At 59.2% G+C, this 19215-nt stretch carries 18 protein-coding genes and 1 pseudogene; 8 read left to right on the forward strand and 11 right to left on the reverse strand.

What is annotated here, in order from left to right; all coding sequences use genetic code 11:
• Nucleotides 1–51 precede the first annotated feature (51 nt).
• Complete coding sequence (locus GIR22_RS25120; protein ID WP_154745973.1) at nt 52–513, reverse strand: TlpA family protein disulfide reductase; 462 nt, start codon at nt 511–513, stop codon at nt 52–54.
• A gap of 116 nt (nt 514–629) precedes the next feature.
• Here GIR22_RS25120 and arsC point away from each other — a divergent pair, with 116 nt between their 5' ends.
• The 3 genes from arsC to GIR22_RS25135 are packed head-to-tail and all read left to right on the forward strand — an operon-like array spanning nt 630 to nt 2000.
• Complete coding sequence (arsC, locus tag GIR22_RS25125) at nt 630–983, forward strand: arsenate reductase (glutaredoxin) (RefSeq protein ID WP_154745974.1); 354 nt, start codon at nt 630–632, stop codon at nt 981–983.
• Nucleotides 980–1594, forward strand: coding sequence for an NAD(P)H:quinone oxidoreductase (gene wrbA, locus GIR22_RS25130; RefSeq protein ID WP_178122461.1), 615 nt, complete (start codon nt 980–982; stop codon nt 1592–1594). Before arsC ends, wrbA begins: the two co-directional genes overlap by 4 nt.
• Nucleotides 1578–2000: a DUF2069 domain-containing protein gene (locus GIR22_RS25135; protein WP_154745975.1), complete on the forward strand. Its 423-nt coding sequence runs from the start codon at nt 1578–1580 to the stop codon at nt 1998–2000. Before wrbA ends, GIR22_RS25135 begins: the two co-directional genes overlap by 17 nt.
• A gap of 60 nt (nt 2001–2060) precedes the next feature.
• Here the strand turns inward: GIR22_RS25135 and GIR22_RS25140 are convergent, their stop codons facing one another.
• Together GIR22_RS25140 and ttcA are read right to left on the reverse strand one after the other, a co-directional pair.
• The gene (locus GIR22_RS25140; protein WP_154745976.1) at nt 2061–2732 is read right to left on the reverse strand and encodes a DNA-3-methyladenine glycosylase I; all 672 of its coding nucleotides are present in this window, start codon (nt 2730–2732) and stop codon (nt 2061–2063) included.
• Between the two features lie 67 nt (nt 2733–2799).
• Entirely contained in the window at nt 2800–3624 is an 825-nt protein-coding gene (gene ttcA, locus GIR22_RS25145) for a tRNA 2-thiocytidine(32) synthetase TtcA (protein ID WP_154745977.1), read from the reverse strand.
• 261 nt (nt 3625–3885) lie between these two features.
• Between ttcA and GIR22_RS25150 the strand changes: the two genes are divergently transcribed.
• Both GIR22_RS25150 and GIR22_RS25155 read left to right on the forward strand, forming a co-directional pair.
• Nucleotides 3886–4488: a Yip1 family protein gene (locus tag GIR22_RS25150; RefSeq protein ID WP_154745978.1), complete on the forward strand. Its 603-nt coding sequence runs from the start codon at nt 3886–3888 to the stop codon at nt 4486–4488.
• A 129-nt stretch (nt 4489–4617) separates the two neighbouring features.
• Complete coding sequence (locus GIR22_RS25155) at nt 4618–5112, forward strand: SprT family zinc-dependent metalloprotease (RefSeq protein ID WP_154745979.1); 495 nt, start codon at nt 4618–4620, stop codon at nt 5110–5112.
• 19 nt (nt 5113–5131) lie between these two features.
• Here GIR22_RS25155 and GIR22_RS25160 read toward each other — a convergent pair whose 3' ends face one another.
• Both GIR22_RS25160 and GIR22_RS25165 read right to left on the reverse strand, forming a co-directional pair.
• On the reverse strand, nt 5132–6313 hold the full coding sequence (locus tag GIR22_RS25160) for a CaiB/BaiF CoA transferase family protein (RefSeq protein ID WP_154745980.1): 1182 nt from the start codon (nt 6311–6313) through the stop codon (nt 5132–5134).
• Nucleotides 6314–6495: 182 nt separating this feature from the next.
• Nucleotides 6496–7827, reverse strand: coding sequence for a dicarboxylate/amino acid:cation symporter (locus GIR22_RS25165; RefSeq protein WP_154745981.1), 1332 nt, complete (start codon nt 7825–7827; stop codon nt 6496–6498).
• Nucleotides 7828–8161: 334 nt separating this feature from the next.
• Between GIR22_RS25165 and GIR22_RS25170 the strand changes: the two genes are divergently transcribed.
• A complete protein-coding gene (locus tag GIR22_RS25170; protein ID WP_154745982.1) occupies nt 8162–9154 on the forward strand; it encodes an AraC family transcriptional regulator in 993 nt (330 codons plus the stop codon).
• A gap of 3 nt (nt 9155–9157) precedes the next feature.
• Here GIR22_RS25170 and GIR22_RS25175 read toward each other — a convergent pair whose 3' ends face one another.
• From GIR22_RS25175 to GIR22_RS25185, 3 genes are read right to left on the reverse strand one after another with little or no spacing between them, the layout of a single operon-like run.
• Complete coding sequence (locus GIR22_RS25175; protein ID WP_154745983.1) at nt 9158–10513, reverse strand: ATP-binding protein; 1356 nt, start codon at nt 10511–10513, stop codon at nt 9158–9160.
• Complete coding sequence (locus tag GIR22_RS25180; RefSeq protein WP_154745984.1) at nt 10510–11187, reverse strand: response regulator transcription factor; 678 nt, start codon at nt 11185–11187, stop codon at nt 10510–10512. Before GIR22_RS25180 ends, GIR22_RS25175 begins: the two co-directional genes overlap by 4 nt.
• Before the next feature lie 18 nt (nt 11188–11205).
• Entirely contained in the window at nt 11206–11523 is a 318-nt protein-coding gene (locus tag GIR22_RS25185; RefSeq protein ID WP_154745985.1) for a hypothetical protein, read from the reverse strand.
• 144 nt (nt 11524–11667) lie between these two features.
• Here GIR22_RS25185 and GIR22_RS25190 point away from each other — a divergent pair, with 144 nt between their 5' ends.
• Nucleotides 11668–12384, forward strand: coding sequence for a 4'-phosphopantetheinyl transferase family protein (locus tag GIR22_RS25190; protein WP_154745986.1), 717 nt, complete (start codon nt 11668–11670; stop codon nt 12382–12384).
• Between the two features lie 36 nt (nt 12385–12420).
• Here the strand turns inward: GIR22_RS25190 and GIR22_RS25195 are convergent, their stop codons facing one another.
• Both GIR22_RS25195 and GIR22_RS25200 read right to left on the reverse strand, forming a co-directional pair.
• Entirely contained in the window at nt 12421–14031 is a 1611-nt protein-coding gene (locus tag GIR22_RS25195) for an ATP-binding protein (protein ID WP_178122462.1), read from the reverse strand.
• A complete protein-coding gene (locus GIR22_RS25200; protein ID WP_154745987.1) occupies nt 14028–14753 on the reverse strand; it encodes a response regulator in 726 nt (241 codons plus the stop codon). The genes GIR22_RS25195 and GIR22_RS25200 overlap by 4 nt, the downstream gene beginning before the upstream one ends.
• A gap of 804 nt (nt 14754–15557) precedes the next feature.
• Here GIR22_RS25200 and GIR22_RS25205 point away from each other — a divergent pair.
• Nucleotides 15558–18452 carry a ribonucleoside-diphosphate reductase subunit alpha gene (locus tag GIR22_RS25205; protein WP_154745988.1) on the forward strand — a complete coding sequence of 965 codons (2895 nt, stop codon included), beginning with the start codon at nt 15558–15560 and terminating at the stop codon, nt 18450–18452.
• Nucleotides 18453–18571: 119 nt separating this feature from the next.
• Here the strand turns inward: GIR22_RS25205 and GIR22_RS26035 are convergent.
• Nucleotides 18572–19215 (reverse strand): annotated as a pseudogene (locus tag GIR22_RS26035) (hypothetical protein); the annotation flags it as partial.

Below are 19215 nucleotides of genomic sequence, written 5' to 3' on the forward strand. Positions count from 1 at the left end.
CGTCTGCTGCGCAGCCGATCGCAGGCTGCGCCAGCGGCTACAGGCCATGTATCAACCGCGCAACGCCTTGAGCCTGGCCAATACGCCTTCTGCGGTCTGCTCACCCATCAGTTGCTCACGCACCTTGCCCTTGTCATCAATGATGTAAGTCACCGGCAAGGCTTCACTTCGGGGAATCTCGAAGATGCCGTCCGGGTTCTGCGCCAATACGGTGAACTTGATACCCAATTTGTCACTGGCGCTCTTGAGCTCCTCACCTTGTGCGTTGTCAAAGTTGACACCAAACACGCCCGCCGACTGGTCCTTGAGTTGCTCGGCCAACGCGTTGAGCTCCGGAATCTCGGTACGACATGGCCCACACCATTCGGCCCAGTAATTAATCACCAACCACTGTTTGTCCAGGCGCTCGGCGGCCACTTTCTGACCGTATTGGTCAACGCCATAGTCATTGCCGCAACCGCTGAGCAGCAGCGTAGTGATAATCGCCAATGCGCCTAATAGTCGCCTCATCATGGGGGAGTCCTTCAAGCAAAAATGAACATGAACTGCGACCTGTTGCCTCTCAAGGTTCAGGACTTCGCGCAGCACAGGTAGAATACCTGCCACCTTACGCAAGATGCGACCCGCACATGACCGATCTGACGCTTTATCACAACCCGCGCTGCTCGAAATCCCGCGGTGCGCTCGAACTGCTGCAAGCCCAGGGGCTGACACCCATCGTGGTGCGCTACCTGGAAACTCCGCTCGACGCTGCGCAGTTAAAGGCCCTGCTGGGCAAACTGCAGATCAGTGCCCGACAACTGCTGCGTACCGGCGAAGAGGAGTACAAGACCCTCAACCTGGTCGACGAGAGCCTGAGCGAAACACAGTTGATCGCGGCCATTGCCACTCATCCTAAACTGATGGAGCGGCCGATCCTGGAAACTGCCGACAAAGCCGTGATCGGTCGGCCACCGGAGAAAATCCTGGAGATTCTTCCGTGAGCACGCCATATGTGCTGGTGCTGTATTACAGCCGCAACGGTTCAGTCAGCGAAATGGCCCGACAGATTGGCCGCGGTATCGAGCAGGCTGGCCTGGAAGCACGGCTGCGTACCGTGCCGGCGATTTCCACCGAATGCGAAGCGGTGGCGCCAAGCATTCCAACCGAGGGCGCGTTGTACGCCAGCCTCGATGACCTGAAAAACTGTTCCGGCCTGGCCCTGGGCAGCCCGACCCGTTTCGGCAACATGGCGGCGCCCTTGAAGTACTTTCTCGACGGCACCAGCAACCTATGGCTGACCGGCGCCCTCGTCGGCAAACCGGCCGGCGTCTTCACCTCCACTGCCAGCCTGCACGGCGGTCAGGAAACCACCTTGATGTCGATGCTGCTGCCGTTGTTGCACCACGGCATGTTGATCACCGGCTTGCCCTACAGTGAACAGGCACTGCTCGACACCCAGGGCGGCGGCACGCCTTATGGCGCCAGCCACCACGCCGGCGCCGATGGCAAGCGCGCGCTGGACGCGCATGAAATAGCCTTGTGCCGGGCCTTGGGCCTGCGCCTGGCGAAGACCGCCGCGAAACTGGAGAGCGGCCATGGCCAGGAAGCCTAAAGTCCTGCCACCCCAGGCCTGGCTGGCACCGCGGGTAAAGGTGATGCGGGTCCTGAGCCTGGTGAGCTTTCTCGGCCTGGTTGGTTTGCTGTGCGCCTATTACCTGGTGTTTGCCGACCTGCATGGCGCGCGGCCTTGGGTGATCCTGCTGATCGAACTGGTGCCGCTGCTGTTGATGGCGCCGGGCATGGTGATGGGCAGTGCCCGTGGGCATTCGTGGATGTGCTTTGTGGTAAACCTGTATTTCATCAAGGGCGCGTTGGCGGCTTACGACCCGAACCGGCAGTGGTTTGGCGTGCTGGAAATGCTCGCCAGCCTGGCGGTGTTCTGCACGGCGATGCTGTATGTACGCTGGCGGTTCCAGCTGGACCGACGGTTGGCAGGAGAAGGTCAGCCGGCCTTGTAGCCGCTGCTGAGGTACGAAGCTGCGATGCGGTCCGCAGGATCGCCCTCGGCATCGGCCACGTCAGTGATTAACGGTGTACGCCAACATCATCGACAACTGACACATCGGCCGCCCGCTCTGCGCGTGCCACTGGTTGAACGCGCCCTGCACCGTCGCCAAATCCCGCAGGCTGGTCGGCACCTTGTCGACGATCTTCTGCGCATTCAACGCCGCCACCACGTCGTAGCTGGGAACAAAAGTGTCCTTGCCGACCATGCGTAAAAAACGCGGGGCCGACAGCCCGCCCAACTGGTGGCCGTGCTTGCTCAGGTACTTCCACAGGCCGACGATATCGGTCACCGGCCAGTCAGCGATCAACGCACCGAAGCTGCCCTTTTCCTTCTCGATATCCAGAATCATCTGCGCGTTGCGCGGCACGCTCTTGAGCTTGCCCAAGTGGCGAATGATCCGCGCGTCCTGCATCAGTCGCTCCAAGTGCTCAGCGCCCATCAGCACGACTTTTTCCGGATCAAAACCGAAGAACACCTGCTCGAACGCCGGCCACTTGGCATCCACTACGCTGTGCTTGAGCCCGGCACGGAACACCCGCAACGACAGGGTCGACAGGTAGCGATCATCACTAATCTTGCGCAATTGCGTCGAGGACTTGGGCACCGGCAGGTGAGCTTCCAATTCGGCCGCCGAACCGAAGCGGTTCAAACAATATTCGTGCAGCCACTTGTAGTCGCGCATGCCCTCTCCTACGGATTGAAATGAAAACAGCGCCGATGAGCGCCGTCTGTCAGAGCACGGATAACGCTCAAAGATTCACTACATTGACGAAACGCGATGCCGCCGCTTCATCAATGCGCAAGTGGGTGAAGTCGAACAGATTGCGGTCGGCCAACTGGGATGGAATCACGTTCTGCAAACTGCGGAAGATGCTTTCGGTACGGCCTGGGGTCTTGCGCTCCCACTCCTGCAGCATCTCCTTGACCACCTGGCGTTGCAGGTTTTCCTGGGAGCCGCAGAGGTTGCACGGGATGATCGGGAATTGCTTGAAGTCGGAGTAAGCCTGGATGTCCTTCTCGTTGCAATACGCCAGTGGGCGGATCACCACATTGCGCCCGTCATCCGCCCGCAGCTTGGGCGGCATGGCCTTGAGAGAGCCATTGAAGAACATGTTCAGGAAGAACGTTTCGACGATGTCATCGCGATGATGCCCCAAGGCCATCTTGGTTGCACCAATCTCGTCGGCAAACGTGTAGAGCGTGCCACGGCGCAGGCGCGAGCACAGCGAACAGGTGGTCTTTCCTTCAGGAATAAGCTCCTTGACCACCGAATAGGTGTCTTTCTCGACGATGTGGTACTCGACCCCCAACGCCTTGAGGTAGGCCGGCAAGACGTGCTCGGGAAAGCCGGGCTGCTTCTGGTCCATGTTCACGGCGACGATATCGAACTTGACCGGTGCGACCTTTTGCAGGTGCATCAGCACGTCGAGCATGGCGTAGCTGTCCTTGCCGCCGGACAGGCAGACCATGACCTTGTCGCCCTCCTCGATCATGTTGAAATCGGCGACTGCTTCACCGGCCAGGCGACGCAGGCGTTTTTGCAGTTTGTTCTGGTTGACCGTAAGAGTGCCCATGGCGCTGGATCCGCGAAAAGTGTGTGACGAAAAGCCGGGTATTTTACGCAAAAAAATCCGCACGGTGGTAAGCCGCATCAGACCCCGCCGCGATTAAGCCTAGTGTTTACAGTGCAATTCGCTCTAAAGCCCTACAGTTTTTCAGGTCATACCTTTCTATACTGCGACATAAGGTCGCATGTATATCCAGACCTTTCAGGCCGACTGGCCCGTGGGCGCTCCGCTGGGGGGGCGATGGTAATAACGACAGGAGTGACTGGCATGATCCATCACGTTGTGGGGCTTTTTACCCATCCCGATCAGGAATGGCGGGAAATTCGTGGCGATAAGGAAGAAAGCATCAGCCACATGTACCTCACTCACACACTGATTCTCGCGGCGATCCCCGCCGTGTCAGCCTTTATTGGTACCACCCAGGTCGGCTGGGTCATCGGCAGTCGCGCCCCGGTCATGCTGACGGTGGAAAGCGCCTTGTGGATGACCATCATGTCGTACCTGGCGATGCTCGGTGGCGTGGCGGTGATGGGCGCCTTTGTTCACTGGATGGCCCGTACCTACGATGCCAACCCAAGCATGTCGCGCTGTGTGGCGTTCGCTACTTATACCGCGACCCCGCTGTTTATCGGCGGGCTGGCCGCGCTCTATCCGCATATGTGGCTGGGAATGGTCGTCGGCACTGCGGCCATCTGCTACACGGTGTACTTGCTGTATGTCGGGCTGCCGACCTTCATGAACATCAATCCGGACGAGGGCTTTCTGTTTTCCAGCTCGGTGCTGGCCGTGGGCCTGGTGGTACTGGTGGCGATCATGGCCTTTACCGTGATCGTCTGGGGCTTGGGCGTGGGCCCTATCTACACCAATTAGGCGGCTTCACCTCGCAGGAAAAGCCACCGCAAGGTGGCTTTGTGCGTTATGCATGACCATTCGGCGCCTGACAGATTCGGAAACACCAAAGTTTGCGGCATACTGGACATCTCTGGAGATATGTACAGCATGCCCGAGCAACTCAATACCCGCGTCGAAGATTGTTTCCAACAAGCCGAATCCTTTTTCAAACGAAGTTTCAAACGCCCTCAGGTCAGCCTCAAGCTACGAGGCCAGAAAGCCGGCGTCGCGCATTTGCACGAGAACCTGCTGCGATTCAACCCGCAGTTGTACCGGGAAAACAGCCAACATTTCCTCAAGCAGACCGTTGCCCATGAAGTAGCGCATCTGATAGCCCACCAATTGTTCGGCGAGCGCATCCAACCCCATGGTGAGGAATGGCAGTTGATCATGCGCGGGGTATACGAACTGCCGCCCGATCGTTGCCATACCTATGAAATCCAGCGTCGTCGGGTAACCCGCTATATCTACCGCTGCCCGTGCGCCGACAGTGACTTCCCGTTCTCGGCACAACGTCATGGGCTGGTCAATCAGGGCCGGCGGTATTTGTGCCGGCGGTGTCGGGAAACATTGGTGTTTACCGGGGAAACCCGGGTCGAGTGAGGTTGTGTGGCGCTTGTAATTACCCAACCACCCTGGCGCGCCGCAAATCTGCTATCCGCTGAGCACTGAAACCCAGCTCGCCCAGTACCTCGTCACTGTGGGCACCTACCGCCACACCGATATGCCGGGGCGCCGGCAAGCCTTCTGAAAATTTCAGCGGGCAAGCCAACTGCGCCTGTTCCGAACCATCTCCCCGAGGCACCTGGCTGACCAGTGCCCGGGCTTTCAGTTGGGGATGTTCAAGGGCCTCACTCAGGCTCAAGACCGGTTCGACGCAGGCATCCACCCCGGCGAACAGTTCGCACAGCTCATCAAAACCGCGTTTCTCGAACTCGACCTGCAGCGCCTGCTTGAGGTTTTTTTGCTGTTCAGGCTCGGGCGACAAGCCCTGGACTGCCAGTTCCGGGCGCCCCAGGGCCGCGCATAGGCGCTGCATAAAGGCCGGCTCCAGGCTACCCACCGACAGCCAACGTCCATCCCGAGAACGGTAGTAGTCATAGAAGCTGCCGCCATTGAGCACTTGGCTTTCCCGGTCCGGCTCCACGCCACAGGCCAGATAGCCAGCACCGGCCATGGCGTTAAAGCTGAAGACGCAGTCGGTCATGCTCACATCCAGGTATTGACCCACCCCACTCTGTTGTCGGGCGATCACCGCCGCCAACAGGCCGATCACCGCGTGCAGTGAGCCGCCACCAACATCCGCCAGTTGCACACCCAACGGCAACGGCCCGCCGTCCTGGCGCCCGGTGTAACTGGCCACACCGGCCAAGGCCAGGTAGTTGATGTCGTGACCGGCGCGGTCCTTGTAGGGCCCCGTCTGGCCATACCCGGTGATCGATACGTAGATCAGCTTCGGGTTGATCGCTTTCAAGGCTTCGTATCCCAGGCCCAGTCGCTCCATGACCCCGGGGCGAAACTGCTCCAGAACAATGTCGTAGTCCCGCACCAATTGCCGGACGATCTCCAGCGCTTCGGCCTGCTTGAGGTCCAGGGCCAGGCTGCGCTTGTTGCGATTGAGATAGGCGTGACTGGCCGAGACGCCCCGGTCATGGGGCGGCAGCACCCGCAACAGGTCCATACGGGTGGAGGATTCGATACGCAGCACCTCGGCGCCCATGTCCGCCAGCAGTAACGAGGCGAACGGGCCAGGCAGCAACGTGGAGAAATCCAGCACTTTGAGGGACGCCAAAGGACCTGACATGGGAGCTCCGATTCCAATTCGATTGGGTACAGAGTAGGTTCGTGTGGAGGGAGTGACAATTACCTAAACGGTCATTGGTGGTGACTGTTTTGATTTGCGGGGCAGCTGTGCAGCCCTGTAGGGGCAAGTTCCTTCACAAAAAAAACCCATCCGAAGATGGGTTTTTCAACAGCGATGCCGTCTTACTTGATAGCTGGAACCGGGCCTTCTGCCACGCCCAGATCATCTTCTTCACGGGTGTCGGAGATACCGCGACCACCGGACTCCAGTTCGACTTGCAAGGTGTCTTCGTCCAACTCCTTGACCCACTTGGCCACCACCAGGGTCGCCACGGCGTTACCCACCAGGTTGGTCAGGGCACGGGCTTCGGACATGAAGCGGTCGATACCCAGGATCAGCGCCAGGCCGGCAACCGGCAGGTGGCCAACAGCCGACAAGGTCGCAGCCAGGACGATGAAACCACTACCGGTCACACCAGCAGCGCCTTTGGAGGACAGCAGCAACACCAGCAGCAGGGTGATCTGGTGGGTGATGTCCATGTGGGTGTCCGTTGCCTGGGCAATGAACACGGCGGCCATGGTCAGGTAGATCGAAGTGCCGTCGAGGTTGAAGGAGTAGCCAGTCGGGATCACCAGGCCTACCACAGACTTCTTCGCGCCCAGGCGTTCCATCTTGATCAGCATGCGTGGCAATGCGGACTCGGATGAGGAGGTACCCAACACGATCAGCAGTTCTTCACGGATGTAGCGGATCAATTTCAGGACACTGAAACCATGCGCGCGGCAGATGCCCCCCAATACCACCAGGACGAACAGGACGCAGGTGATGTAGAAGCAGATCATCAACTGACCCAGTTGCACCAGCGAACCCACGCCATAGGCACCGATGGTGAACGCCATGGCACCCAGGGCGCCGATTGGCGCAAGCTTCATGATCATGTTGATGATATTGAACATCACATGGGCGAAACGATCGATGAAGTCCAACACCGGCTTGCCATAGGCGCCCAGGCGATGCAGGGCGAAACCGAAGATCACCGAGAACATCAGTACTTGCAGGATGTCACCGTTGGCAAACGCGCCGACGATAGTGTTCGGGATCACGTTGAGGATGAAGCCGACGATGCTCTGGTCCTGGCCGGCAGTCACGTAGGCTGCCACTTTGGAGGCGTCCAGGGTCGACACGTCGATGTGCATGCCGCTACCCGGTTGCACGACGTTCACCACGATCAGACCGATCAGCAAGGCAATGGTGGAAACGACTTCGAAGTACAGCAGCGCATAGCCACCAGTCTTGCCCACCGATTTCATGCTTTGCATGCCAGCGATACCGCTGACAACGGTGCAGAAGATGATCGGGGCGATGACCATTTTGATCAGTTTGATGAAGCCGTCACCCAGTGGTTTGAGGGCCACGCCAGTCTGCGGGTAGAAGTGGCCGAGCAGGATACCGATAACGATGGCAACGATTACCTGGAAGTACAGGGTCTTATAGAACGGCTGACGAGTCGTCATTGCAAAGTTTCCTCAATCGTCCCGTGTGACAAATATCCGCCATTGCCCACGACACGTGAATTGCGAACCCTCCTGCACTGGAGGGATTTGTTGTTTGCGAGCTGCACAGGGCAGGTCTCTCGCTTGTATCGCAAACGCCATGCCACTTTGCTGAAAATCCTTGAAACCCTTTAGGCATCTGGTGTTGGGGCGTTCTGGGCGTCGCCATGGCGACGAATCAGATGGCGGTTTTCCGCCCGATCATTCAGACCAATCCTAAAAATTGGCGGATATCCGCCTTGTTGCCCCGCCAGGTGATGGCTAACATCTGCCACTCAATGGACGAGGCCCTTTCATGCGCGAACGCACCATCGCCAGTCACTACGCCCGGGCGGCCCTCGGTGGCGCACGCCGGGCAGGCTACGATTACTCGAGCCTGTTGCAGCAGGTGGGTATCCCCCCGGAACTACTGACCGAATCACGAGCCCGCATCGCGCCGGAGCAATTCACTCGGTTGCTGCAAATGCTATGGCTGGCGCTGGATGACGAATACCTGGGGTTTGCCGAGGCCCCGAGCAAACGCGGCACCTTCGCCATGATGTGCCACGCGCTGATCCATTGCCGCACCCTGGAAAAGGCCCTGGAACGCGGCTTGTTATTTTATGGCTTATTCGCGCAGGGGCCGCGCTGGCACCTGGCGCGTGAAGGCGACATGGCTCGTTTGAGCCTGGACGATTCGCAATTGTGGGACCCAGATCATTTCTTGAGCGAGTGCCTGCTGGTGATCTGGCATCGCCTGGGCAGTTGGCTGATCGGACAGCGAATCCGCCTGGAACAGGCAACGTTCAGCTACCCGGTACCGGCCCATAGCAGCGAGTACGACTTGCTGTTTCCTTGCCCCCAAGTGTTCTCCGCCCCCACCAGCAGCCTGGTGTTTCATAGTCGCTACTTGAGCCTGCCGCTGCTGCAGGACGAACGCACCCTCAAGCTGTTCCTGGAACGCTCCCCCGCCGACCTGTTGTCACGCCCCGATGAGGGCGACAGTTTAAGCAGTCAGCTACGCCGCTTATTGAGCCGCGACCGCACGCCCTGGCCCGACCTGGAAGCCGTCGCCCAACACCTGCATATCAGCCCGCAGACCTTGCGCCGGCACTTGCGAGAGGAAGGCACCAGTTTTCAGGCACTCAAGGATGAGTTGCGCCGGGATATTGCGATCTTTCATTTGGGCCGTGCAGATTTATCGTTGCAGGAAATCGCCGAGCAGTTGGGCTTTTCCGAACCGTCGGCATTTCATCGGGCGTTCAAGAAGTGGACGGGCCTGACGCCTGGGGCGTATCGCGCGCTGTAGCCGCTAAAACTGATCAAATAGCGGGAAATGAATCTTGAATGCCGCGCCTCCCAAGGGAGAGTCCCCCAAGGTCAAGCGCGCGCCATAGCTTTCAATGATGTCCTTGACCACCGCCAGTCCAATCCCCTGCCCCGGATGCTGGCGGTCCAACCGCTCGCCGCGTTGCAGGATCCGCGCCCGCTGGTCCGGTGGCACGCCAGGGCCGTCGTCTTCGATGCACAGCTCAACACCTTCCAGGTTTTCTTGCAGGGTAATGCGCACCTCGCTCAGGCATAGGCGATAGGCATTTTCCAAGAGGTTGCCGAGTAACTCCAGCAAGGCCCCCTTCTCGATAGGTACGTCGCACTCCTGCGGCAGTGCGAAGGAGACGTGGACAGCCTTGTCACGGTAGACCTTGTCCAGGGTGTCACACAGGCTTTGCAACACCGGTTGCAAGCGTACCTGATGACGCACCAGGCCGCTTTTGCGCAGGCTGGCACGTTGCAGCTGATAGCCGATCTGCTGGCTCATGCGTTCGATCTGCGATTGCAGGACCCAGGCCTGGTCGCGGTCTTCGGGACGCTGGGCCATGTCCTCGCTTACGCCCTGCAAAACCGCCAGCGGCGTTTTCAGGCTGTGGGCAAGGTCATCCAGGGAGTCGCGGTAACGGGTGCGTTGCTCACGTTCGCTATGAAGCAGGCGGTTGAGAGAACCCGTCAGGCGCAACAGTTCCCTGGGATGTTCTTCACTGAGGCTTTCCCGGGTGCCGCCTTCAATCTGGTCCAACTCCTGGCTCAGCCGCCGCAAGGCTTGCAGACCCCAGGTCAGGCCCAGCCAGAGCAACGTCAGCAGTACCAGCAACGCCGCGCCGAAACCCAGGTAGAGGTTTTCCCGCAGACCTTCGAGGGTCAGTTGGTATTCACGCACCGGTTGCAAGGCGACGATGCTGAACGCTGCACTTTTGCCTCCCAGCAACTTGACCTCGACGTCATAGACAAAAAATTCCTGGCCGTTGGTCTCACGAATCCGCGCGAACTCGTTACCGCGCCCGTCATAGCGTGGCTTGTAGTTGGTGTTTTCTTCCCGGGTCGCCCGCGAACGCCAGACCAGATGGCCCTCGCGGTCATAGATGTAGCCCAGCAGACGACTGTCGGTGAGGTTGAAGCGTTCATCGGGCAATTGCGCCGGCATCAGCAGGCGATTGTTTTCGACCCGCGCGGCAGAAATAAGGGTCGTTACGTCTGACGCCAGACGCTGTTCGATGGAGTCCTGCAAGGCCAGGCTGAAGGCCCCTTGCATGGCCGGCAGCAACCCCAGCATGAACAACACCGCCAGGGTAGTGGCTGCCAGCATCAGGCGCACACGTAACGAGCGAATCAACGGCAGCGCTCGTTAAACAGGTAGCCCAGGCCACGCACGGTGTCGATCGGCTTGAAGCCCGACGGGCCTTCCAACTTGCGGCGCAAGCGGCCAACCAGCACTTCAATCACATTCGGGTCACGCTCATCGTCGTCAGGGTAGAGTTGTTCCATCAGGCGGTCCTTGGGTACTACCTGTTGATGGTGACGCATCAGGTATTCAAGGATCCGGTATTCGTAGGCCGTCAGCGCCAGCGGCTGCTCGTCAAGGGAGGCCTGCTTGCGGTTGAGGTCCAGCAGCAAGGGCCCGGCGACGATGGTCGATTGGGTAAAGCCACTGGAGCGACGCAGCAGTGCATTCATCCGCGCTTCCAGCTCTTCGAACTGGAACGGCTTGACCACATAATCGTCGGCACCTGCCGCCAGCCCTTCGACCTTGTCCTGCCAGTTGCCGCGTGCGGTCAGGATCAGGATCGGAAACGTCTTGGCCTGGGCCCGCAACTGGCGGATCAGGTCCAGGCCGCCCATGCCCGGCAAGCCGAGGTCGATGACAGCCAGGTCATGGTTGAATTGCCCGGTCTGGTACAACGCCTCCTCGGCATTGGCCACGGCCTCGACCACGTGACCGCTGTCGGTGAGTCGGGTCAGCAAGTGATGACGCAGCAGCGCCTCATCCTCCACAACCAGCAGTTTCATAAAGCTCTCCAAGGCAAATCAACGTTCCGGCTGGGGTACATCATAACGGCCCTGCAGGTCTTGCTGGCGTAGTTTAGTGCCGTTAAAACGACCGGATATGGGCTCGTATCCCACGTAATAGGGCGACAACTGGGTGGTCCGCCCCAGAGACTGGCCCCAGGTAGAACCATGGCCATCGCCATCATTGAAGCTGACGTGATCAAGACCGGCACTCACGCTGCCGGATTTCTTGATCCTGTTGCTGTCCTGAATGATCGGGCTACCGTCACAAGCCTGGACCGCCGCACTGGCACCGAGCATGGTGAGAGCCAACATCAGATTCTTGAACATCGTCATGGTGCTACCTCGTAGGCTTAGGGCTTTGGGTACGTTCTTAGACTACCCAAACGCCCCTGAACTTCCCCTGAACACTCTCTGAACCTTTATTGAACCGCAAGCGAAGCTTTCCTTGTGTACCCCGCTCCGTGCAAAATACCCGACATGAATCCTCTACCCGCCTGCTGCTCCCCACTCGATGCCCACTGGCCGTTACCCGAGCCCTTGCCAGGCACGGTGTTTCTGAGTACCCGCTTTGATCCCGCCCTGCTGGTCGCCGGTGACTTCCAGCGCAGCGCCGTGCCGCCGCCCGCCAGCATCCAGCGCTCGGTGGCCAAGCGTCAGGCGGAGTTCCTGGCCGGACGGCTCTGTGCTCGGGCAGCGTTGCAACAGCTTGAAGGGTTGGACTGCGTCCCGGCCATTGGCGAGGATCGTGCGCCCGTCTGGCCGCCCCATATCAGCGGCTCGATCACCCACAGCACCGGGCACGCGGCGGCCATCGTTGCTCATAAAACGCAATGGCGCGGGTTGGGGATGGACCTGGAGAATATGCTGGACCTGGAACGGGCAGAGCGGCTTGCCGGGGAGATTCTCACAGCGGATGAGCTACAGCGCATGGCAAGCGGCCCGCGAGATCAGGTTGCGCAACTGGTGACCCTGACCTTTTCCGCCAAGGAAAGCCTGTTCAAAGCGCTCTACCCTATCGTGCAGAAGCGTTTCTACTTTGAACATGCCGAAATTGTGCACTGGTCAGAATCCGGGCATGTGCGCTTGCGGCTGCTCACCGACCTGTCCAATGAGTGGTGCCATGGCACCGAGCTTGAAGCGCAGTTTGCGGTGCATGAAGGGCAACTGCTTAGCCTGGTGGCTGTCAGCGCCTGATAGATCGCTATCGCAGGCTTGCCCGCGATACCGACCTCAGGCTTTCTCCTGATCCCTTGGCCAACTCAAGCTGAAACACGCACCACCCAGGTTGTTGCTCTTGCTGATCAACGCCCGCCCGCCGTGCCAGTAGATGATCCGCCGCACAATCGACAACCCCAGGCCATGCCCGCCCGAAGCACGGGTGCGGCTATCGTCCAGGCGCAGGAACGGCGTAAAAATACGCTCCCAGGCACTTTCCGGCACGCCCGGACCGTCGTCTTCCACATCGATCCGACAACGTACCTGGCCCACCTGATAGCTGATTAACACACGCCCCTTGGCATGGCGCATCGCATTACTCACCAGGTTTTGCAAGGCTCGGTGCAGATAGCGCGGCTCGGCTTCGACCCATGCATTGTCCCAGTGCGGCGAGGACAGGCAAATCCCCCGCTCCACGGTAATTTCCGGTCGCAGCGGGGCCAGCTCGCCAATCACTTGATCGAGCAAGGCGCTGAGGTCGACCCGCTGGAAACTCAGTGCCGGCGCCCCCTGCTCCAGCCGCGCATACGTCAGCATTTCGTCCACCAGACCGTCGAGGTCCTGGATGTCGCTGTCCATGCCCTCCATATACTTGCGCCGGGCCTCAGGAGTGGTGGCATCACCGATCATCTCCAGGCCAAAGCGCAGCCGTGCCACCGGGGTACGCAGTTCGTGGGACACCGCGCGCACCAGTTCGCGCTGGATCGCCAGCAAGCGTTGCAGGTGTTCAGCCATGCCATTGAAGGCCGCCGCCAGGCGCCCCACCGAATCGGCACCACGGGCTGGCACCCGTGCCTCCAGATTGCCTTTGGCGATACGCGTGGCGGCAGACTCCAGCCCGCTCAAGCGCCGCTCCAACTGTCGCACCAGCAGATAGACGATCAAGCCGATCAGAGTCAGGCCAATCAGCGCGATCAGGATCAGCCATTGCGCGGGATAAGGGTTCATTTGATAAAGCGGGCCGATTTCCAGGACCCAAGGCGTGCCGACCATGCCGGAAAAAACCCGGATCGAATCGCCGCCCTTGCCCAAGGCCATCACCGTGTCGCCCTCCGCCACGCGGCGCCGCTGATCGTCATCCATATCGGCCTGGTCGAGGGCCACCAAGTGCATCTCGAAACCAAAACCCTTGGATTTTTTCAAATCCGCCAGCCTTTGTGGCTGCTCGGCCACCGGGAAACGCACCAGCTCATCGGCCAACAGGTAGATGGTCGCCCGGGCCAGTTGCTCACTGATCTGCTGCACTTCCCCTGTCAACAGCAACTGTTGCTTTTCGCTGACCAGGCGCAGGACTTTGGCCGCATGGGGCCCGGTCTGCTGTACCAGCACCTGGCCGCGCTGCAGGCGATTGCGCTGGCCCAGGTCCAGATGAGCATCGGCCACCGATTGTAATTGCAGTGGGATACCCAACAAGCGCTCCCATATCGCCAGCGCCCGACGCCGTTCGATGTCGCTCATGGGTTGCAGGTTATCGCCCATCAAGGCAAAGGTGCCGTGGGCCAGACGTTCGCGATACTGGTCGCTGCGTATCTCGTTGAGCAGATGCAGGGCCAGCACGCCGAGCAAGGCCACCAGAATCAGCGCCGCGCACATGCCACCATAGATGCGCAGGAAGATCGAGTTCACAGCGGCATGTCGGCGCAAGCTTCGGGGACAAACAGGTAGCCTTTGCTGCGGATGGTTTTGATCAGGCGTGGATGGACCGGGTCATCGCCGATTTTCGGGCGGATCCGCGAAATACGCACGTCGATGGAGCGGTCCTGGCCGTCGTAGCCGATGCCACGCAAGGCGGTGAAGATTTCTTCCCGGGACAGGATGCGCCCGGCATTGGCCACCAGCAGCCATAGCAAGTCGAATTCGGCACTGGTCAACTCAATGCCGCCGTCGTGCAGCCAGGCTTCGCGCAGCGCGTTGTCCACTACCAGCGGACCGAATTGCAGGCGCCGCTGTTTTTCCGGGGTCGCGGGTTCGAGGTTTTCACTGCGCCGCAGCAGGGCCTGGATCCGCGCCAGCAACAAGCGTGGGTGCACCGGTTTGCAGACATAATCATCGGCGCCCATGTCCAGGCCTTGCACCTGGTCCATGTCATCGGTGCGGGCGGTCAACATCAGGATCACCCCCTCATAGCGCTCGCGCACCTTGCGGCAGATACTCAGGCCGTCTTCTCCGGGCAACATCAGGTCAAGGATCACCAGGTCCGGTTGCTCGGCGATGATCCGCGCCGCCGCCAGGGCACCGTTGCCTTCTATCGATACACGCAGGCCGTTACTCTCCAGGTAGTCGCGGGTCAGCTCAGCCAGACGCTGGTCGTCCTCGACAATCAATACCTGCCAGGCTTCTTGCTCCATGCGCTACCTCGACGCTAATTATTGTAGGAGCGGGCTTGCCCGCGAAAAACCCATGGGCACCGCATTCATTCAGGAAGCCAGCATTATCGCTGACGTTCTTCGCGGGCAAGCCCACTCCTACGTTTGGAATGTAGTAGGGCATAAATAAAGGTCGATTGTAGCAACGGGCCAGCCCTCAAATACAAGCTGGGAAATGCATTCGGTGATCAGGTTTTTTTGTGGTAGGGTTCGCGCCCGCAAAAATCCACCCAGAAGTTTTGAGCCTGGAATATTCGGTGACAAACGGCGTAATCCCGCAGTACCGCGGCCTACACGGCTATTCCACGTTTCATACACATTTTACTCACAGCGTTATCCACAGGTAGTGCGTTGCTAACCCCCCCAAAACGCATTATCTTGTAGCTCGTTGCGAAAAAAACCCTACATGTAGGGTTTTAAGCAAAAAAACCAAACACAAACTGGCCAAGAAACTCAAGTGCTTTCTTGCCTCAGGTTTGGTGGAACCAACGGCTTTTTCAGTAGACCAAACCGCGCACGCGGATGGCAGCTGTTTTCCAGCCCATGGCAGGAAAACGGTACGGGTGTTGCAAAGGCGTAATAGAAAGAAGCCTGCCGCCCTATCAGGAATACGGTTTGAAACCCCTGGTTTCAAACCTTTGACTTCGGCATGGAAGCGGCGCGATCAGCTCCCTTCCTACTGTCCCGAAGTGGTTATGCCCGGTTTCACCGGTTGTAGTGCTTCAGGACGGAACGGTGGGCACCGTGATGGTGCCCAAATAAATACAGAGAATGTGGAGATCCCCCATGCAAACCGACACAACTCGCGAGAACCCGCAGGGCTCCGTGCCGCAGGGCGCCGATTCGAATATGGATCTGTCCGCCACCGCGCCGGGCCAATTGCGAGTGATCAAGCGTAACGGCACTGTCGTCTCCTACACCGATGACAAAATCACCGTCGCCATCACCAAAGCGTTTCTTGCAGTTGAAGGCGGCACCGCAGCTGCTTCGTCGCGCATCCACGATACCGTTGCCCGCCTGACCGAACAGGTCACCGCGACCTTCAAGCGTCGCATGCCCTCGGGCGGCACCATCCACATTGAAGAAATCCAGGATCAGGTCGAACTGGCCCTGATGCGTGCCGGCGAGCAGAAAGTGGCGCGCGACTACGTGATCTACCGTGACGCCCGCTCCAAGGAACGCGCCGTTCGCGCACCCTCCGAAGAAGCCGTGCAAGCTCACCCCTCGATCCGCATCACCCTCGCCGATGGTTCTTTCGCGCCGCTGGACATGGGTCGCTTGAACACCATCGTCACTGAAGCGTGTGAAGGCCTGGAAGAAGTCGACGGCGACCTGATCCAGCGTGAAACCCTGAAGAACCTGTACGACGGCGTGGCCCTGACCGACGTCAACACCGCCTTGGTGATGACCGCCCGTACCCTGGTTGAGCGTGAACCGAACTACTCGTTCGTCACTGCCCGCCTGCTGATGGACACCCTGCGTGCCGAAGGCCTGGGCTTCCTCGGCGTCGCCGACAGCGCTACCCACCACGAGATGGTTGACCTGTACGCCAAGGCCCTGCCGGCCTACATCGCCAAGGGTATCGAATTCGAATTGCTGAACCCGATCCTGGCCAGCTTCGACCTGGAAAAACTCGGCAAGGCCATCAACCACGAACGTGACCAGCAGTTCACCTACCTGGGCCTGCAGACCCTGTACGACCGTTACTTCATCCACAAGGATGGTATCCGCTTCGAACTGCCGCAAATCTTCTTCATGCGCGTGGCCATGGGCCTGGCGATCGAAGAGAAGCACAAAGAAGACCGTGCCATCGAGTTCTACAACCTGCTGTCGTCCTTCGACTACATGTCCTCGACCCCAACCCTGTTCAACGCCGGCACCTTGCGTCCACAGCTGTCGAGCTGCTACCTGACCACCGTTCCGGATGACCTGTCGGGCATCTACCACGCGATCCACGACAACGCCATGTTGTCCAAATTCGCCGGAGGCCTGGGCAACGACTGGACGCCGGTGCGTGCGCTGGGTTCGTACATCAAGGGCACCAACGGCAAGTCCCAGGGCGTGGTCCCGTTCCTCAAGGTAGTGAACGACACCGCCGTTGCCGTCAACCAGGGTGGCAAGCGCAAAGGCGCTGTGTGTGCCTACCTGGAAACCTGGCACATGGACATTGAAGAGTTCATCGAGTTGCGCAAGAACACCGGCGATGACCGTCGTCGTACCCACGACATGAACACCGCCAACTGGATCCCTGACCTGTTCATGAAGCGCGTCTTCGATGACGGCCCATGGACCCTGTTCTCGCCATCGGAAGTGCCGGACCTGCACGACCTGACCGGCAAGGCCTTCGAAGAGCGCTACGAGTACTACGAAGCCCTGTCCCAGTACCCTGGCAAGATCAAGCTGTTCAAGACCATCCAGGCCAAAGACCTGTGGCGTAAAATGCTCTCCATGCTGTTTGAAACCGGCCACCCATGGCTGACCTTCAAGGACCCATGCAACCTGCGCAGCCCGCAGCAGCACGTGGGCGTGGTTCACAGCTCGAACCTGTGCACCGAGATCACCTTGAACACCAACAAGGACGAGATCGCCGTTTGCAACCTGGGCTCGATCAACCTGCCAAACCACATCGTCAACGGCAAGCTGGACACCGTGAAGCTGCAACGCACCGTGAACACCGCCGTGCGCATGCTCGATAACGTAATCGACATCAACTACTACTCGGTGCCGCAAGCGAAGAACTCCAACTTCAAGCACCGTCCGGTTGGCTTGGGCATCATGGGCTTCCAGGATGCGCTGTACCTGCAGCACATTCCTTACGGTTCGGATGCTGCGGTCGAGTTTGCCGACAAGTCCATGGAAGCGGTCAGCTACTACGCGATCCAGGCTTCCTGCGACCTGGCCGATGAGCGCGGCGCCTACGAGACATTCCAGGGTTCGTTGTGGTCCAAAGGCATCCTGCCGCTGGATTCGCAGCAGATCCTGATCGAACAGCGTGGCCAGAAGTACATCGACGTTGACCTGAATGAGTCCCTGGACTGGGCGCCGGTACGTGCCCGTGTGCAGAAAGGCATTCGTAACTCCAACATCATGGCCATCGCACCGACCGCCACCATCGCCAACATCACGGGCGTGTCGCAGTCGATCGAACCGACCTACCAGAACCTGTATGTGAAATCGAACCTGTCGGGCGAATTCACCGTGATCAACCCGTACCTGGTTCGCGACCTGAAAGCCCGCGGCCTGTGGGACTCGGTGATGATCAACGACCTGAAGTACTACGACGGTTCGGTACAGCAGATCGAGCGTATCCCGCAGGAACTCAAAGAGCTCTACGCGACTGCGTTCGAAGTGGACACCAAGTGGATCGTCGACGCCGCCAGCCGTCGCCAGAAGTGGATCGACCAGGCTCAGTCACTGAACCTGTACATCGCCGGCGCTTCGGGCAAGAAGCTCGACGTGACCTACCGCATGGCTTGGTACCGTGGCCTGAAAACCACTTATTACCTCCGCGCCCTGGCTGCCACCAGCACCGAGAAGTCGACCATCAACACCGGCAAGCTGAACGCGGTTTCCAGCGGCGGCAACCACGGTGATGACTCGGTGCTCGCCGCTCCTGCCGGCCCGGCACCAGTGCCGAAGGCGTGTGCGATTGACGAGCCGGATTGCGAAGCTTGCCAATAAGCTGAACCGGTTCCGGGCTTGATCGCCCGGAACCGAAAAAACCCGATAGACCCTGGATACAGTTGGGTTTATCGGGTTTTTTCGTTACTGACAGTTAGCTTTAGGGCTTGCCTGCCATTTTAGTGAAACGCATATGCCTCAATGATGCCCTCTGGCCTAGAGCCTCGTGTCCCATTTATCTCTACTCGCCCGCCGATAACCGCCATTGCATGCCCCCCATTGGACACAACACCTAGTGCTCCGCTTTCCAACTCATTACTTGTAGACCGTCTGTAATTATTTTTCAGCCCCAAGCGATCCAACCCTTCGTGCAAATGTTCTCCATCATTCAGGCTTTGCAACGCATCCAGATAACTTCTCTGGGCATTTCTATCATGCTCGTCCCCGTTACCTTTGTTTCCCTCCATTTGCGCCCGCTTGGCGCTCGCGGCATACATGAAGTTGGCATTCGTCATCATCTCCGGATTATCACCCAGGAAACGAGCCTGTTCTGCAGCCTGCTTCAATTCGCCTTTGGATAAATGGAGCTGAAACCCGTCGCGCATCTGCACGTCAAAGCCATCACCTGCCGCCTTCACATCTTTAAAAACATCGGTGGGCTTCTTGCCGTACTGCATCATCGCGGCCTTGATTGCGGCAATAGTGGTGCAATTCCCAGTACCCCAGCCCTGACTGAAACTACTCCAGACATTGCCATCCTCCCTTCCCATGCCGGGTTTTTCCCCGGGATTGCTTTTGTCAGGTGTGTAATTGTGATACTGAG

The organism is Pseudomonas karstica (assembly GCF_009707515.1).
GTDB classification, from domain to species: domain Bacteria; phylum Pseudomonadota; class Gammaproteobacteria; order Pseudomonadales; family Pseudomonadaceae; genus Aquipseudomonas; species Aquipseudomonas karstica.

Coding starts and splice junctions, on each gene's coding strand:
- GIR22_RS25155 (WP_154745979.1), top strand. CDS start 4,618: ATGCCCGAGCAACTCAATACCCGCGTCGAAGATTGTTTCCAACAAGCC.
- GIR22_RS25150 (WP_154745978.1), top strand. CDS start 3,886: ATGATCCATCACGTTGTGGGGCTTTTTACCCATCCCGATCAGGAATGG.
- GIR22_RS25165 (WP_154745981.1), bottom strand. CDS start 7,827: ATGACGACTCGTCAGCCGTTCTATAAGACCCTGTACTTCCAGGTAATC.
- GIR22_RS25205 (WP_154745988.1), top strand. CDS start 15,558: ATGCAAACCGACACAACTCGCGAGAACCCGCAGGGCTCCGTGCCGCAG.
- GIR22_RS25180 (WP_154745984.1), bottom strand. CDS start 11,187: ATGAAACTGCTGGTTGTGGAGGATGAGGCGCTGCTGCGTCATCACTTG.
- GIR22_RS25190 (WP_154745986.1), top strand. CDS start 11,668: ATGAATCCTCTACCCGCCTGCTGCTCCCCACTCGATGCCCACTGGCCG.
- GIR22_RS25135 (WP_154745975.1), top strand. CDS start 1,578: ATGGCCAGGAAGCCTAAAGTCCTGCCACCCCAGGCCTGGCTGGCACCG.
- GIR22_RS25140 (WP_154745976.1), bottom strand. CDS start 2,732: ATGCGCGACTACAAGTGGCTGCACGAATATTGTTTGAACCGCTTCGGT.
- GIR22_RS25200 (WP_154745987.1), bottom strand. CDS start 14,753: ATGGAGCAAGAAGCCTGGCAGGTATTGATTGTCGAGGACGACCAGCGT.
- GIR22_RS25185 (WP_154745985.1), bottom strand. CDS start 11,523: ATGACGATGTTCAAGAATCTGATGTTGGCTCTCACCATGCTCGGTGCC.
- GIR22_RS25170 (WP_154745982.1), top strand. CDS start 8,162: ATGCGCGAACGCACCATCGCCAGTCACTACGCCCGGGCGGCCCTCGGT.
- arsC (WP_154745974.1), top strand. CDS start 630: ATGACCGATCTGACGCTTTATCACAACCCGCGCTGCTCGAAATCCCGC.
- GIR22_RS25120 (WP_154745973.1), bottom strand. CDS start 513: ATGATGAGGCGACTATTAGGCGCATTGGCGATTATCACTACGCTGCTG.
- ttcA (WP_154745977.1), bottom strand. CDS start 3,624: ATGGGCACTCTTACGGTCAACCAGAACAAACTGCAAAAACGCCTGCGT.
- GIR22_RS25160 (WP_154745980.1), bottom strand. CDS start 6,313: ATGTCAGGTCCTTTGGCGTCCCTCAAAGTGCTGGATTTCTCCACGTTG.